The organism is Sulfitobacter sp. S223 (assembly GCF_025143825.1).
Lineage (GTDB): Bacteria > Pseudomonadota > Alphaproteobacteria > Rhodobacterales > Rhodobacteraceae > Sulfitobacter.
Genome location: NZ_CP083560.1, coordinates 2,242,682 through 2,257,870, shown reverse-complemented (window position 1 = coordinate 2,257,870; position 15,189 = coordinate 2,242,682). Strand labels below are relative to the sequence as shown.

Here is a 15,189-nt window from a genome sequence, read left to right as displayed (position 1 = left end):
GTTTTCGCGATTGCAGGACCGGAGTGTGTGACTTAGAGTTAGACGCAATTCGTTTCGTGCCGCCGAATTCCGGTGCGCATATCCAAGCTTTAGACCTGAAAGGGCTCACATGGCCAATTCAACCAGTGGCGACAGCAAAAATACACTCTATTGCAGCTTCTGCGGCAAGAGCCAGCATGAGGTGAGAAAACTCATTGCCGGGCCAACCGTGTTCATCTGCGACGAGTGTGTAGAGCTGTGCATGGATATTATCCGTGAAGAAACAAAGGCTTCCGGCCTCAAGGCTACAGATGGTGTCCCGACGCCCAAGGACATCTGTGGCGTGCTGGATGATTACGTCATCGGTCAGGCAACCGCGAAGCGGGTTCTGTCAGTTGCTGTGCACAACCACTATAAACGCCTCAATCACGCCCAGAAGGGCGGCGATATCGAACTGGCGAAATCCAACATTCTACTGATCGGCCCAACGGGGTGCGGTAAGACGTTGCTGGCGCAGACGCTGGCGCGGATTTTGGATGTTCCTTTCACAATGGCTGATGCGACCACGCTGACCGAAGCAGGTTATGTGGGTGAAGATGTTGAGAATATCATTCTGAAATTGCTGCAAAGCTCTGAATACAACGTCGAGCGTGCGCAGCGCGGGATCGTCTATATCGACGAAGTTGATAAAATTACGCGTAAATCGGAGAACCCCTCCATCACCCGCGACGTATCGGGTGAGGGCGTGCAGCAGGCGCTGCTGAAGCTCATGGAAGGCACCGTGGCAAGTGTTCCGCCGCAGGGCGGGCGCAAGCATCCGCAGCAGGAATTCCTGCAAGTGGATACCACCAACATCCTGTTTATCTGTGGCGGCGCTTTCGCCGGTCTGGATAAGATCATTGCAGCACGTGGCAAAGGCTCTGCAATGGGCTTTGGTGCCGATGTGCGGGACAATGATGCGCGCGGCGTTGGTGAGATATTTACCGAACTCGAGCCCGAAGACCTGTTGAAATTCGGTTTGATACCGGAATTTGTCGGTCGTCTGCCGGTTCTGGCAACGCTGGAAGATCTGGATGAGGACGCATTGGTCACGATCCTGACGCAGCCGAAAAACGCACTGGTTAAACAGTACCAGCGCCTTTTCGAGCTTGAGGATACACAGCTGACCTTCACAGATGATGCGCTCAACGCCATCGCCAAGCGGGCGATCCAGCGCAAGACAGGTGCACGTGGTCTGCGCTCCATCCTTGAGGACATCCTGCTTGACACCATGTTCGAGCTGCCCGGTCTGGATAGCGTCACCGAAGTTGTTGTAAACGAAGAGGCTGTTAATTCTGATGCGAAGCCGCTGATGATCCATGCCGAAGCGGAAAAAGAACCGGCAACAGCAGGCTGATCTGCGCGTGTAGCCATGTATGAAAAGGCAGGCCTCTGGTCTGCCTTTTTGCGTGAAAAGGACTGATATGAAACGTATTTCTTCTGGCGGTGAATTCGAAGCAAAGCTCGGGTATTGTCGTGCTGTTGTTGCGGGTGGTTTTGTGCACGTGGCCGGTACGGTCGGGCAGGGTGATGATGTTGTGGCCCAATGCCGTGATGCACTGCGCATCATCAGCGATGCGCTGGAACAGGCTGGTTCCAGCATGGCGCAAGTCGTGCGCGTTACCTACATGCTGCCTGACCGCTCGGAGTTCGAGCCATGCTGGCCGATCCTTGCGGAGACATTCGGTGCCAACCCGCCTGCGGCTACAATGATCGAATGTGGTTTGATTGACCCCAAATACCGGATCGAAATCGAAGTTACGGCGCTGGCAGCGGTATAACTCCCCCTAGACCTTTTCTGCCTGATACGCCATATCAGGAACAACTGCACAAGGGACGTATCCATGGGACTGATCAGCAACCTGCTCAAAGCATTTACATGGTGGAACGGGCAAACGCTTAACACACAGCTTTTCACCTGGCGCAAGGGTGAGAAGGTTGGCGAAGACGCTCAGGGTAACATCTATTACCGCAACAGCGATGACAGCAAACGCTGGGTTATCTTCAACGGTGAGGTCGAGGCGAGCCGGGTAAACCCCGACTGGCACGGCTGGCTGCACCGGACCTGGGATGAGTTGCCCACGGATAAGCCATTGGTCCACAAAGACTGGGAAAAGCCGCATCAGGAGAACCTGACTGGCACCATGCTGGCCTATGCGCCCAGCGGGTCCATTCGACGCGAACATCCTGCTGACCGAGGCGACTATGAGGCGTGGAGCCCCGAGTGATGCGCAAACTGGCATTTCTGCTGGCTCTCTGCGCTGGTGCGGCAACGGCGGAGCCGACCAGCGATGGCCAAGGTGCAGTCCTGCGCGCTTTGGACAAGACGTCCGGTACGACGATTGACCTTTCCGTTCCCAATGGTCAGATTGCCAGCATCGGTCTGCTCAAAATCGTTCTGAACGAATGTCGCTATCCGCAGGGTAACCCCTCTGGCGATGCTTACGCAGAAATGGAAGTGTCTGAAACCGGCCGTGCTGGCACTGTGTTTTCAGGCTGGATGATCGCGTCAGCCCCGGCGTTGAACGCGATGGAACATCAGCGTTATGATATCTGGGTCATGCGCTGCATCACGTCCTGAGGGCTGGCATCAGCCGCTAATGAAAATGATGCGCTGCGCTCTTTCGCATCTGCGAGATGGGCAAGATACTGTGCACGACTGATCTCGACCGCGCCCAATGAGGCAAGGTGATCCGTGATGAATTGGGTGTCAAACAGGGTAAATCCGCCCTGACGCAATCGATCCACCAGACAGGCGAGGGCGATTTTTGACGCGTTGGTTCGACGCGAAAACATGCTTTCCCCAAAGAATGCGGACCCCAGCACCACGCCATAGACACCGCCGACCAGCGTTCCATCCTCCCATACTTCTAACGAATGGGCCTGCCCACGCTCATGCAGCGCGATGTAAAGCGCGCGGATTTCTGCGTTGATCCAGGTATCAGGGCGGTCTGCACAGCCGTCCAGCACGCCGCGAAAGTCATGGTCAGTGGTGATTGTCCATGTGTTGCGGCGCATGGCGCGCGCAAGAGAGCGTGAAATATGGAATCCGTCCAGCGGCAGAATGCCGCGACGCTGCGGATCTACCCAGAATATCTCTGGATCGTCGCGGCTTTCGCTCATGGGGAAGATGCCGACGCTATAGCCGTGCAGCAAAAGCTCCGGTGTCAGCTTCCCCATGAGTCTCAGGCATCCCCGAGGTTTGTTTCCAGCCAGTGTTCCAGCCAGTGGATGTTATATCCGCCAGAGTGGATGTCAGCCTCTTGAAGCAGCGCGTGGAACAGCGGCACGGTTGTGTCCACACCGTCCACGATCAGTTCACCCAATGCGCGGTTGAGACGGGCAAGCGCCTCTGGTCGGTCGCGGCCATGCACGATGAGCTTGCCAATCAGGCTGTCGTAATAGGGCGGGATTTTGTAGCCGTCATAGAGCGCGCTATCCATCCGAACGCCCAAGCCGCCGGGGGCGTGGTATTGCGTAATCTTGCCAGGGCATGGCGCAAAGTTCGGCAGTTTTTCCGCGTTGATGCGCACTTCGATGGCGTGACCATTGATTTGCAGATCGTCCTGTTCCCATGACATCGGCAGACCGGAGGCGACGCGAATCTGCTCGCGCACCAGATCGACACCAAAGATGGCTTCGGTCACGGGGTGTTCCACCTGAAGACGGGTGTTCATTTCGATGAAGTAGAATTCGCCGTTTTCATAGAGGAACTCGATCGTGCCGGCACCGATGTAGTTGATGTTGGCCACCGCATCCGCGCAGACCTTACCGATGCGCGCGCGCTCTTCGGGGCTGATGGAAGGGCCGGGCGCCTCCTCGAACACCTTCTGGTGGCGCCGCTGGAGCGAACAATCGCGTTCGCCCAAATGGACTGCCTTGCCTTTGCCGTCTCCAAACACCTGAATTTCGATGTGGCGTGGCGTGGTCAGGTATTTCTCGATGTAGACTTCGTCGTTGCCGAAGTTCGATTTCCCCTCGGCCCGCGCTGTCTGGTAGGCTTTTTCCATGTCTTTCGCGGATTGGGCGACTTTCATGCCCTTACCGCCACCACCTGCCGTGGCTTTGATGATCACGGGATAGCCGATTTCTTCGCCGATGCGCTTGGCATCCTCTAGCGATGCCACACCACCGTCAGAGCCGGGCACGCAAGGCACGCCGAGCGCTTTCATCGTATCTTTGGCGGTGATCTTATCACCCATGATACGGATGTGTTCGGCTGTCGGGCCGATAAACGTCAGGCCGTGGTCTTCGATGATCTGCACAAAGCCCGCGTTTTCCGATAGGAAGCCGTAGCCGGGGTGGATGGCTTCGGCGCCTGTGATCTCACAGGCTGCGATGATTGCGGGAATCGACAGGTAGGATTGCTGCGATGACGGTGGGCCGATGCAGACGCTTTCATCGGCCATGCGCACGTGCATGGCGTCACTGTCGGCAGTGGAATGAACCGCCACCGAAGCAATGCCCATTTCGCGCGCGGCACGGATGACGCGCAAAGCAATCTCACCGCGGTTGGCGACAAGGATTTTGTTGAACATGTCGGGTCCCCTTATTCGAGGATCACAAGCGGTGAACCAAATTCGACGGCAGCACCGTCTTCGACCAGAATGCGTTTGATGGTGCCCGCGCGCGGCGCAGGGATGTGGTTCATGGTTTTCATGGCTTCCACAATCAACAGGGTGTCACCTTCGGCCACTTGTTTGCCTACCGCGATAAACGCAGGGGCACCGGGTTCTGGTGCGGTGTAGACGGTACCAACCATAGGAGAAGAGACCGCGCCCGGATCAGATGAAGGATCATCATTGCCTGCAGGAGCATCCGGCGCAGCAAGAGCGGCAGGCGCAGGAGAGGCCATTGGCGCAGGCGCTGCCTGCATCGGCTGTTGTGCCATAATCTGCTGGGGCGGCTTGCGGGAGACGCGCACATTCAGGCTGTCATCCTCGGCATAATCACGCTTTACCTGAAGCTCTGTCAGGTCGTTGTCGTTCAGCAGCTCTGCCAAAGCGCGGATAAAAGCGACATCGGCATCATGTGTATTTTTTGTCATATGGTTCCTCGACCGTTGCGAAGGGGTGGTGCGTCCGGCGCACCCTTTGCAGGCGCTTATATGGCATGGACAGACGCATTGAAAGGCGCGACTTTACCCTTCGTGAAGCGCGCAACGGGAGCTTGAAAATGAACATTGCAAACTGGCTGGCTCGTACGGCGGCGGCACATCCCGCGCGACAGGCGCTGTTTCACGGTGAAAGTGCTGTGTGCGATTACGGCATGTTTCACCAAAGTGCGGGCTGCATCGCCGCAGGGCTACTGGCAGGCGGTGTCCGTGAGGGTGACCGTATCGGTATATTTATGGACAACCATCCGGATTGGCTGCTGGGGATTTATGGCATTATGTATGCTGGCGCTGTGGCTGTCCCGATCAACGCAAAGCTGCACGGTCGGGAGGCTGCCTATATCTTGCACGACAGCGGGGCAACTCTTTGCCTGACCGACCATGCGCATCACGAGAAATTGAAATCTGCCGACACGCCATGCCCCTGTACCGCGCCACGATCGCTTTTAGGGAAAGGCAGTGTGCCGGTCGCATCGCGTGCAGCGGAGGATCTCGCGTGGCTGTTCTATACCTCGGGCACCACTGGCACGCCAAAGGGGGTGATGATCACCCACGGCATGCTCATGGCGATGTCGCTGAGCTATGGCATGGATGTGGACAAGGTCAGCGCGCAGGATGCAGCGAACTATGCAGCACCGCTAAGCCATGGGGCTGGTCTCTATAACTTTTTGCACGTTCAGGCTGGCGCGCGGCACGTGATCCCGATGTCGGGCGGTTTCGAGGCCGAAGAGATACTTGATCTGGCGTCAGAGTTTGGCGACTGCCACATGTTTGCGGCCCCGACGATGGTGAAACGGCTGACCGATGGGGCGATTGCGGCCAAGCGCGGGGGGGAGGGGCTGCGCACGATCGTTTATGCGGGCGGGCCGATGTATACCGCCGACATCATCGCAGCGGTGGATCATTTCGGTCCGGTCTTTGTGCAAATATATGGGCAAGGGGAATGCCCCATGGCCATTACTGCCCTATCGCGTGCGGATGTGGCGGATCGGAGCCATCCTGACTGGCGTGCGCGTCTTGGCTCTGTCGGGCGGGCGCAATCGGTGGTCGAGGTGCAGATAGGGGATGCCCAGGGTGCGCCTTTGCCAGCAGGCCAGTCGGGAGAAATCATGGTGCGCGGTGCGCCTGTAATGCCGGGCTATTGGAACAATCCCGAAGCGAGCGCCAAAACGTTACAAAAGGGGTGGTTGATGACGGGTGACATCGGCCATTTGGATGAAACGGGGTATCTGACGCTGCAAGACCGGTCAAAGGATGTGATCATCACGGGTGGGTCAAACGTCTACCCGCGCGAGGTTGAAGAGGTTTTGCTGCGCCATCCGCACATCAGCGAAGCGTCTATCGTGGGCGCACAGCACCCGGATTGGGGAGAAGAGGTAGTCGCCTTTGTGGTCGGCACTGCCACCGAGGCGGAGCTTGATGCGCTGTGTCTTGAAAATATTGCCCGGTTCAAACGGCCGAAACGCTATATAAGGCTGCTTGAGCTGCCGAAAAACAACTACGGTAAAGTTCTGAAGACGGCCCTGCGCGCGCAGCTGTAGCGCAGTTGCCCGGCCCGATGAACGGGCCGGGCAAACTTTGATCATCCGACTATTAGAATGTCGGGAAGCAGACCGAATGTGAAGGGGCTCAGGTCAGCAAAGCCGACGTTCAGAAGCGTCAGTTCGGACCCGTGATAGATGAATGGAGCTTCGCTAACTTCATTGAACAAGCCGCTCAGATCAATCACCGCATGTGGGCCTGTGAAGGTCGTGTGTGACATGATTTGCGTGAACCCGTCGAAAACATCCAGTGGAAGATCGATGGTGATCGTATCGCCTGCGCCCAGATCGCGGATCACGTCTTTGCCTGAGTTTGCAGCAAAGACAAATTCGTCCGCGCCAGCGCCGCCGGTCATCGTATCGCGCCCGAGACCGCCCAGGATAGTATCGTTGCCGCTGCCGCCGTTTAATTGGTCATTGCCTGCGTAACCATGGATGATGTCGTCATCGTTGCCGCCGTTGACCTTGTCATTTCCAGTTCCGGCAAAAATCGTATCGTTGCCCGCAGCGCCGGACAGGTTGTCGTTGTTATTGCCGCCATCAATGAAATCGTCTCCGCCGCCGCCGTTGACCTTGTCGTTTCCGTCGCCTGCAAAGAGCGTGTCATTGCCAGCTTGGCCGAAAAGTTGGTCGTTGCCACCGTAACCGTTCAATTGGTCGTCATCCGTGCCGCCGAAAAATTTGTCAGCATTCCTGCCGCCGATCAGCAGGTCGTTGCCGCCCTGACCAAAAACCGCATCAGCAATCCCGTCAGCGGTTGCAGGGAACTCCCTGAAATCACTCAGAGACGCCCGATATTCGTCTTCCCCGGCACCCAGCGAAACATTCGCCATAATGCCAGTGTTAACAACGGTGTCTTTGCCCGCTCCCATGAAGACACCACCCGTGATGGTGCCGATCGTGACACCGCCATCAATGCCTGGGATGATTTGGTTGACCAACTGGTCGTCGCCACTACCAAGGTTGATCTGGCCCTGAACGAACCCGCTGTTGAAAAACGAATCCCATCCCGTTCCAAAGCGAACACCACCGGTAATCAGACCATCGTTGTAGAAATTTTTGCCGCCAGCACCCAGCAGTTCAATCGCATAAGGGCTGCCGGACGCTTTGGAGATGGTACCGTCCAAAGTGTTGTAGATTTCGATCCAGTCAGCGGTTTTGGCTGTGACCGGACCAGCGATTGTTCCGCTGTTGGTGATCAATCCGCCAAATACGGAAAAGTCAAAACGCGCAAGCGTTTCGCCATAAAGGTTTTCGCCTTCAAATCTGTTGGAGTCTTCGCTGAAATAGATTGGCATGTATATGTCCCTGAATTTTCTGTGCCTTATTTACGCCTTATTCTTTCAGGGGCATAGATAATTCGGCCTTTGTTTCACCATCGCGAACAAAGGCTCTCTCTGGCCAAGACTAGCAAGCCGCATGCGTGAAATTCGCCTACAAAACAGTCTGTTCCAGTAGGCGGCAGTTCCGAATCGTTGTTCTGCACGCCAACCCATTGTGGCCGATACAGCAGGGGGGCCTTGAACGCCAACTGAACGGAGACAGTGCCATATTTGAGCCACACAAACGGGCAGGCAAGAAAAAACCCGCCAAAGCGGGTTCATTCCAATTCAGGTTCAAACTGAACTTGGCAATCTGTTTTAGATCGCGAGGTATTCTGCGCGCAGCGCTTCGTTCTCGAGGACCTCTTGTGCGGTGCCGTCAAACACCACTCCGCCGGTATCGAGGATCACAGCACGGTCGGCCAGCTTCAGGGCGCGCACCGCGTTCTGCTCTACCAGAATGGTTGTGATGCCCTGCGCTTTGATGATCGACAGCGTCTTTTCGATTTCATCCACGATAACAGGGGCCAGACCTTCGTAGGGTTCGTCCAGCAGCAGCACTTTGATGTCGCGGCAAAGGGCACGCGCGATGGCAAGCATTTGCTGCTCGCCGCCGGAAAGGGTAGTCCCTTCCTGCTTTTTACGCTCACCCAAGCGGGGAAAAAGCTCATAGACGCGCTCCAATGACCATCCAACGGGTGGTGCGATTTGCGCCAGCTTGAGGTTTTCCTCAACGGTCAGCCCCGCGATGATGCGGCGATCTTCGGGCACCAGCGCCAGACCGGCGGCCGATGCTTCATAGCTTTTCATCTTGTGCAGCGGTTGGTGATCCAACCAGACTTCGCCATGGGTCAACTGCGGATCACCAATCTGCGCAATCGTACGCAGTGTTGATGTTTTGCCCGCGCCATTGCGGCCCAGAAGCGCAAGAATTTCGCCTTCATGCACGTTAAAGCTGACGCCTTGGACGATATAGCTTTCGCCGTAGGAAGCGTGGATATCCCAGACCGACAAAAAGGCGGGTGCCGAAGCGGCGTGGTTGGCGTTCATATTTGTTGTTTGAGTGGTCATGTCATGTGTCCTTTGGATACGGGCAGGGCAGGTGGCTTAAACTTCCTGCGTCTCCCCGAGATAGGCTTCTTTCACTTTTGGATGGCCCTTGATGTTGTCGGGCGTGTCTTCAACCAGAGGCGTGCCTTGTGCCAGAACTGTGATCCGCTCGGCCAAGGAGAACACCACATGCATGTCATGCTCGATGATGGCGATGGTGATGTCGCGCTCTTCCTTGATCTGCTTGAGCAGGTCGATGGTGTTGTTGGTGTCGGCACGGGCCATACCGGCTGTGGGTTCATCCAGCAGCAGCAGGCGCGGTTCCTGGCTTAGACACATCGCGATCTCAAGACGGCGCTTGTCACCGCGTGACATGGACGATGCATGCATGTCGCGTTTGTCATAGAGGTTCATGTCTTCAAGCATCTTCTTGGCTTTTTCGACCACGTCCTGTTCGGAATCGATGCTGCCGAGGGCATGCATGCTGAACGCGCCATCCCGTTTGGCAAAGCAGGGGATCAACATGTTTTCCATCACGTTCAGGTCGCCAAAGATTTCAGGCGTCTGGAACACACGAGAGATGCCCATCTGGTTGATTTCGTAGGGCTTGCGCCCCAGCACCGATTGGCCGTCGAACATGACAGAACCGGTGTCCGGGATCAGTTTGCCCACCAGACAGTTCAGGAGGGTGGATTTACCAGCCCCGTTGGGGCCGATGATCGCGTGGACGGTGTTTTCTGCAATGCTAAGGTTCACGTTCCCCAGCGCTTGCAGTCCGCCGAAGCGCTTGTTGACGTTTTTGACTTCGAGAATACCCATGTCATGCGCTCCTTATTCAGCAGGTGTGGTTTTGCCGTCAGGCGAGTTCGGATCAGCTTTCTTGCGGCCAAATAGCTTGCCGATACGCTGACCACCTTCGACCAGACCACCGGGCAGGAAGATCACAACCAGCATGAACAGCAGACCCAGCGTCAGGTGCCAGCCCTTGCCCACGAAAGGGTAGACCAGCGTGATCAGCAGGTCTTCGATCCCGTCGGGAAGGAAGGCAAACCACTGTTCCAGAACAGTTTTGTTGATCTTGGAGACGATGTTTTCCATGTATTTGATGAAACCAGCACCCAGGACCGGACCGATCAGCGTACCCGCACCGCCAAGGATGGTCATCAGCACCACCTCACCGGAAGCAGTCCAGAACATGCGCTCTGCACCAACCTGCGTGTCCATAGCAACCAGAAGGCCACCCGCCAGACCGGCATACATGCCAGAGATCACAAAGGCCGCAAGCGTGTAGGGCTTGGAGTTCAGGCCGGTGTAGTTCATCCGCTGCTGGTTGGACTTTACAGCCCGCAGCATCATGCCAAAGGGAGAGCGGAAGATGCGGATCGACAGATAGAAGGCGATCAACATGATCAGCGCGGCCACATAATACCCTGCGTTGAAGGTGAATACCCAGTCGCCTACGTTCCACTCGGTGGTGGCTTTCATATCAAGCCCGAAGAGATTGGCTTGTGGTGTCCGGCCGTCGGCAGGAACCGCGTCAAGGATGCGAGGGTCAGAGAACTTCGGCTGAAGGCCGGTTTCACCACCGGTGATCGGTGTCAGAACCGAATAGGCCAGCGCATAAGACATCTGAGCAAAGGCAAGCGTCAGGATGGAGAAGTAGATGCCCGAGCGGCGCAGTGAAATCCACCCAACCAGCAGAGAGAACAGGCCCGCCACCAGAACCGAGATGAAGATCGCCGGAATGATGTTCATCGTCAGCAGCTTCATCATCCAGATCGCGGCGTAGGAACCGACACCCAGAAAGGCCGCGTGGCCAAAGCTGAGGTAGCCTGTCAGGCCGAACAGAATGTTAAATCCGATGGCAAAGATGCCAAAGATCACCAGACGTTGCATCAAATCGGGATAGCCCGCGTTGAACTGCGCCATGGCAGACCCTTCAGGGAAGGGGTTTAGAAGGAAGGGAGCAAAGAGGCAGAGGATGGCAACAATCACCAGCAGCCCCGCATCGCGTTTTGTCAGTCCGAGCATGGTTTAGTCCTCCATCACGCCTTTGCGGCCCATCAGGCCACGGGGACGCGTCAGCAAAATGATGATCGCAACAAGATAGATGATGATCTGGTTGATGCCCGGAATAAGATCCAGCACCACAGACATCGAAGCAAAGCTCTCAAGGATACCCAGCAGGAAACCCGCGAGCACCGCACCGGGCAAAGAGCCCATGCCCCCGACAACCACCACAACAAAGCTGAGCACCAGAAAGTCCATGCCCATGTTATAGTTAGGTGAGTTGATGGGCGCGTACATAACACCGGCAAGCCCTGCCACCGCGGCAGCGATGCCGAACATGATGGTAAAGCGTTTGTCGATGTTGATGCCCAGCAAACCTACGGTTTCGCGGTCGGCCATACCGGCGCGGACAACCATTCCGAAGGTCGTGAATTGCAAGAAGGCGAACACAGCACCGATCACAAGGGCGGCAAAGCCGAAGTAGATCAGGCGCCAGTAAGGATAGATGATCGTGTTCGGATCAAACCCCAGAAGCGCGCCAAAATCGAACGATCCGGCGAAGGCCGCAGGTGCGGGTGTCGGGATCGGGTTGGCACCGTAGTAGTACTTGATGATTTCTGCCATCACGATGGCCAGACCGAAGGTCACAAGGATCTGGTCCGCGTGGGGGCGTTTGTAGAAATGTTTGATCAGCCCGCGCTCCATGATGAAGCCGATGGCGATCATCACGGGAATGGCGAAGAGGATTGACAGCGGCACCGCCCAGTCAATCAGCGCGTCCCCTGTTTCTTGCCCGAACAGGTCATACAGATAAGGTACTTCGACCTTCATCGGATTGCCCAGAAAGTCCGTGCGAGTCTCATCAATAACGATGTGGCTCAGCGTCAGCAGATTGGTAAAGGTCACGGCGCAGAAAGCACCGATCATGAACAGCGCGCCGTGGGCAAAGTTGACCACCCCGAGCGTGCCGAAAATCAACGTCAGGCCCAAAGCAATCAGCGCGTAGGCGGATCCTTTGTCTAGGCCGTTGAGAATTTGAAGGAGAATTGCGTCCATGGTCCGTCCCATCTGTCACGAATGCTGCGCGCCCAAGGGCGTTTGGCGGATTTGCGGGCTGTTAATTAGAAACTGTGTGGTGGTGCAGGGCGGGCGTGTGGCCCGCCCTGCACGGCAATCAGGCGATTATGCGCCCGGGTTGCATGTTCCGAGCGAGCCACCAGCAAACTGTGGGTGGTCAGGCGCGTATGTAACCTGCTCAGTTGGTGTTACTTCAACGATTTCAACCAGATCGTACTGGTTATCCGGGTTCTCTTTACCCTTCACGACCAGAACGTCTTTGAAGCACTGGTGATCGTCGGCACGGTACAGTGTCGGGCCGTTGCCCAAACCGTCAAATTCAAACCCTGCAAGCGCTTCGGCGACTGAGCATGGGTTGAAGGATTTACCGCGTGTAACCGCATCCGCATACAACAGGGTCTGCACGTAGCATGTGTGCGCCGCCTGTGATGGTGGGAAGCCGTATTTTGTACCAAACGACTTAACAAAGGCGTTTGTACCTGCATAGCGCGCGCCCAGCTTGTCTTCGAGCGACCAGTCCCAGTTCTGCGAACCGACGATACCTTTGATGTTGGCACCAGCACCGCGGGCCATCAGCTCGGAGTAGAGCGGCACAACGATTTCGAACTTCTTGCCGTTGACCATCTTGTCGCGCAGGCCGAACTGAACAGCGTTGGTCAGGGAGTTGACCATGTTGCCGCCATAGTGGTTCAGAACCAGAACATCGGCGCCGGACTGCAGAACAGGTGCGATGTAGGCAGAGAAGTCTGTCTGTGTCAGCGGTGTTTTCACAGCGTTGACGGTTTCCCAGCCCAATGCCTCGGTGGAGGAACGCACGGCTTCTTCTGTGGTATAACCCCAGTTGTAGTCGGCGGTCAGGTGGTATGCTTTACGATCCGCGCCATATTCGTTGACAAGGATAGGCGCGAGCGCCGCACCGGACATGTAGGAGTTAAAGAAGTGGCGGAAGCCGTTGGCCCGCTTGTCTTTACCCGTTGTGTCGTTGGCGTGCGTCAGACCTGCCATAAAGATGATGCCGGCTTCCTGGCACAGAGCCTGAACAGCAACAGCCACACCGGAGGAAGAGCCACCGGAAATCATCACGGCACCGTCTTTTTCGATCATCGACTTGGCAGAAGCGCGTGCGGCGTCAGACTTGGTCTGTGTGTCGCCTGTTACGAACTGGACCTTTTTGCCCATGATGCCTGTACCGTCCAGCACTTTGGAGCTGAAGGTTTGCAGCATGCCGCCGTCGCCTTCACCGTTCAGGTGCTCAACGGCCAGTTCGAATGCGCGCAGCTCGTCTGCGCCCTCATCCGCGTAGGGACCGGACTGGGGAACGTTGAAGCCCAGTGTAACAGTGTCGCCTTGTGGGGCATTGGTGTAGCCGGCATGCGCTTCGGCACGCAGATATGTTGGCAGTGCAAGACCGGCACCGGCGAATGCGCCGGTTTTGATCAGACCGCGACGTGTCGGATTAAAAGTTGACATGAAGTCCTCCCGAAAATTTTGAAACTGGCACCACAACCTTCTCCCGAGTGTTGGTGCCGACACGTTAACCGTGCAAATCCAGTATCGGGGCGGGAGGGGGCGGTCGCAATAAGGGCCTTGATTGAATGACTTTATTTGTAAATAAATAAACATAGAGTTCATGGGAGGTGTAAATTTAGTGATGTTGCAGCGCAGAAAGCCACTGATTTCGGACGCAAATTGCGTGACTGACCATCATGGCACGTGAGAGCCTGACCGGCAGTCGCATCCGCGAACGTCGCACGATGCTGGGCATAAAGCAGGCTGATCTGGCCCGCACAATCGGCATCTCTGCGAGCTATCTGAACTTGATCGAGCACAATCGCCGTAGAATCGGCGGTAAGCTGTTGCTTAATATTGCCGACGCGCTGGAGGTCGAGCCGCAGGCGTTGACTGAAGGGGCTGAAGCCGCGCTATTGGGGATGCTCGGAGAAGCCGCGCAAGCCGCCAATCTGACATCCGAGGATGCCCACCGCGCAGAGGCGTTTGCCGGCCGGTTTCCGGGGTGGGCCGAAGCTCTTGCTGCCAGCCAGCGGCGGGTTGCCGCGCTGGAGCGCACGGTCGAAAGCCTGAGCGACCGCATGGCGCATGATCCGCATCTGGCGGATTCCATGCACGAACTGCTGACCACTGCTGCCGCTGTCCGTTCTACCGCTGAAATCCTTGCAGGGGATGGCGGGCTTGAGCCTGAATGGCAGGATCGCTTCCACGCCAATCTGGATGCAGACAGTCGCAGGCTTGCCCAGAGCGCCCAATCATTGGTGGGATATCTGGAGCAGGGCAAAAGCGCAGCCGGAGGGGGAAAATCCCCGCAAGAGGAAGTAGAGGTCTATCTGGCTGCGCAGGATTATCACTTTCCTGAACTGGAGGCCCAAAGCGCCAAGGTCAGGATTGAAGATGTCCTTCAGCGGCAGGATATGGTCCTTTCCGACGCTGCCCGATTTATCTTGCGCGGCGTGCTGGAGCAGGTGCGCGAGGATGCAAAAGTTTTGCCGCTGGACGCTTTGCAGTCCGCTGTCGCAGCGCAGGGCGTTGATCCCGTAACGCTGGCGCGTCATTTTTCTGTGCCGGTTGCCGTAATGCTGCGCCGCCTTGCGGCGCTCCCTTCACTGGGGGCGGGGTTGGTCGTCTGTGATCGCTCCGGCACGGTGATCTTTCGTAAGTCCGTTGCCGGCTTTTCGGTGCCGCGGTTTGACAGCTGCTGCCCGTTGTGGCCGCTGTTTGCTGCTTTGGCAGCCCCCGGTGCGGTCCTGCGGGAGCGGGTCGGACAACTTGGGCGGGGGCAGATGCAGTTTGACGCGTTTGCCACGACCGAACTTGCACCTGCCTATGACTATAACACACCTGTACCGGCGCGCTGCGTGATGCTGCTATTGCCGACGCCTGCGGGTGATACTGACCAGCCTGTGCGCGCCGTGGGTGCGACCTGCCGAATCTGTCCGCAGGAAAAATGCCATGCGCGGCGTGAGCCGTCGATCATGAAGACTTAGCCCGTGCTATGAGGATAAGAGGCATAGGTTTTGACACGCCGCGTGTAAGGGTGCATCTT

15 protein-coding genes are annotated in these 15,189 nt (G+C 56.8%); 6 read left to right on the top strand and 9 right to left on the bottom strand.

All coding sequences use genetic code 11. The features are described from left to right. The first annotated feature begins 109 nt into the window (after window positions 1-109). The 4 genes from clpX to K3757_RS10865 all read left to right on the top strand — a co-directional run bounded on the left by clpX (window position 110) and on the right by K3757_RS10865 (window position 2,599). A complete protein-coding gene (gene clpX, locus K3757_RS10880) occupies window positions 110-1,375 on the top strand; it encodes an ATP-dependent Clp protease ATP-binding subunit ClpX (RefSeq protein WP_259995513.1) in 1,266 nt (421 codons plus the stop codon). A 67-nt stretch (window positions 1,376-1,442) separates the two neighbouring features. Continuing rightward, window positions 1,443-1,799 (top strand): RidA family protein, encoded by a 357-nt coding sequence (locus K3757_RS10875; protein WP_259995512.1) that lies wholly within the window; start codon window positions 1,443-1,445, stop codon window positions 1,797-1,799. Window positions 1,800-1,862: 63 nt separating this feature from the next. Beyond that, window positions 1,863-2,246: an NADH:ubiquinone oxidoreductase subunit NDUFA12 gene (locus K3757_RS10870; RefSeq protein WP_259995511.1), complete on the top strand. Its 384-nt coding sequence runs from the start codon at window positions 1,863-1,865 to the stop codon at window positions 2,244-2,246. Continuing rightward, window positions 2,246-2,599: a DUF2155 domain-containing protein gene (locus K3757_RS10865; protein WP_259995509.1), complete on the top strand. Its 354-nt coding sequence runs from the start codon at window positions 2,246-2,248 to the stop codon at window positions 2,597-2,599. The genes K3757_RS10870 and K3757_RS10865 overlap by 1 nt, the downstream gene beginning before the upstream one ends. On the opposite strand, the gene aat is transcribed toward K3757_RS10865, so the two are convergent. Genes aat through accB form a run of 3 tightly spaced genes read right to left on the bottom strand, consistent with a single transcriptional unit; the run spans window position 2,563 to window position 5,065 of the window. Beyond that, window positions 2,563-3,198 carry a leucyl/phenylalanyl-tRNA--protein transferase gene (gene aat / locus K3757_RS10860; RefSeq protein ID WP_259995508.1) on the bottom strand — a complete coding sequence of 212 codons (636 nt, stop codon included), beginning with the start codon at window positions 3,196-3,198 and terminating at the stop codon, window positions 2,563-2,565. The two genes, K3757_RS10865 and aat, sit on opposite strands and share 37 nt — an antisense overlap. Window positions 3,199-3,203: 5 nt before the next feature. Next, a complete protein-coding gene (gene accC, locus K3757_RS10855) occupies window positions 3,204-4,556 on the bottom strand; it encodes an acetyl-CoA carboxylase biotin carboxylase subunit (protein WP_259995507.1) in 1,353 nt (450 codons plus the stop codon). Between the two features lie 11 nt (window positions 4,557-4,567). After that, window positions 4,568-5,065 carry an acetyl-CoA carboxylase biotin carboxyl carrier protein gene (gene accB, locus K3757_RS10850; protein WP_259995506.1) on the bottom strand — a complete coding sequence of 166 codons (498 nt, stop codon included), beginning with the start codon at window positions 5,063-5,065 and terminating at the stop codon, window positions 4,568-4,570. Window positions 5,066-5,193: 128 nt separating this feature from the next. Between accB and K3757_RS10845 the strand changes: the two genes are divergently transcribed. After that, window positions 5,194-6,672, top strand: coding sequence for a class I adenylate-forming enzyme family protein (locus K3757_RS10845; protein WP_259995505.1), 1,479 nt, complete (start codon window positions 5,194-5,196; stop codon window positions 6,670-6,672). 41 nt (window positions 6,673-6,713) lie between these two features. Here the strand turns inward: K3757_RS10845 and K3757_RS10840 are convergent, their stop codons facing one another. The 6 genes from K3757_RS10840 to K3757_RS10815 form a co-directional block, all read right to left on the bottom strand. After that, the gene (locus K3757_RS10840; protein ID WP_259995504.1) at window positions 6,714-7,970 is read right to left on the bottom strand and encodes a calcium-binding protein; all 1,257 of its coding nucleotides are present in this window, start codon (window positions 7,968-7,970) and stop codon (window positions 6,714-6,716) included. Between the two features lie 342 nt (window positions 7,971-8,312). Continuing rightward, complete coding sequence (locus tag K3757_RS10835) at window positions 8,313-9,065, bottom strand: ABC transporter ATP-binding protein (protein WP_259995503.1); 753 nt, start codon at window positions 9,063-9,065, stop codon at window positions 8,313-8,315. 36 nt (window positions 9,066-9,101) lie between these two features. Continuing rightward, window positions 9,102-9,863 carry an ABC transporter ATP-binding protein gene (locus K3757_RS10830; RefSeq protein WP_259995502.1) on the bottom strand — a complete coding sequence of 254 codons (762 nt, stop codon included), beginning with the start codon at window positions 9,861-9,863 and terminating at the stop codon, window positions 9,102-9,104. 12 nt (window positions 9,864-9,875) lie between these two features. Next, window positions 9,876-11,075: a branched-chain amino acid ABC transporter permease gene (locus K3757_RS10825; protein ID WP_259995501.1), complete on the bottom strand. Its 1,200-nt coding sequence runs from the start codon at window positions 11,073-11,075 to the stop codon at window positions 9,876-9,878. Window positions 11,076-11,078: 3 nt separating this feature from the next. Next, window positions 11,079-12,110 (bottom strand): branched-chain amino acid ABC transporter permease, encoded by a 1,032-nt coding sequence (locus tag K3757_RS10820; protein WP_259995500.1) that lies wholly within the window; start codon window positions 12,108-12,110, stop codon window positions 11,079-11,081. Between the two features lie 126 nt (window positions 12,111-12,236). Beyond that, entirely contained in the window at window positions 12,237-13,601 is a 1,365-nt protein-coding gene (locus tag K3757_RS10815) for a substrate-binding protein (RefSeq protein WP_259995499.1), read from the bottom strand. Window positions 13,602-13,837: 236 nt separating this feature from the next. Between K3757_RS10815 and K3757_RS10810 the strand changes: the two genes are divergently transcribed. After that, on the top strand, window positions 13,838-15,130 hold the full coding sequence (locus tag K3757_RS10810) for a helix-turn-helix transcriptional regulator (RefSeq protein ID WP_259995497.1): 1,293 nt from the start codon (window positions 13,838-13,840) through the stop codon (window positions 15,128-15,130). Window positions 15,131-15,189: the final 59 nt, after the last annotated feature.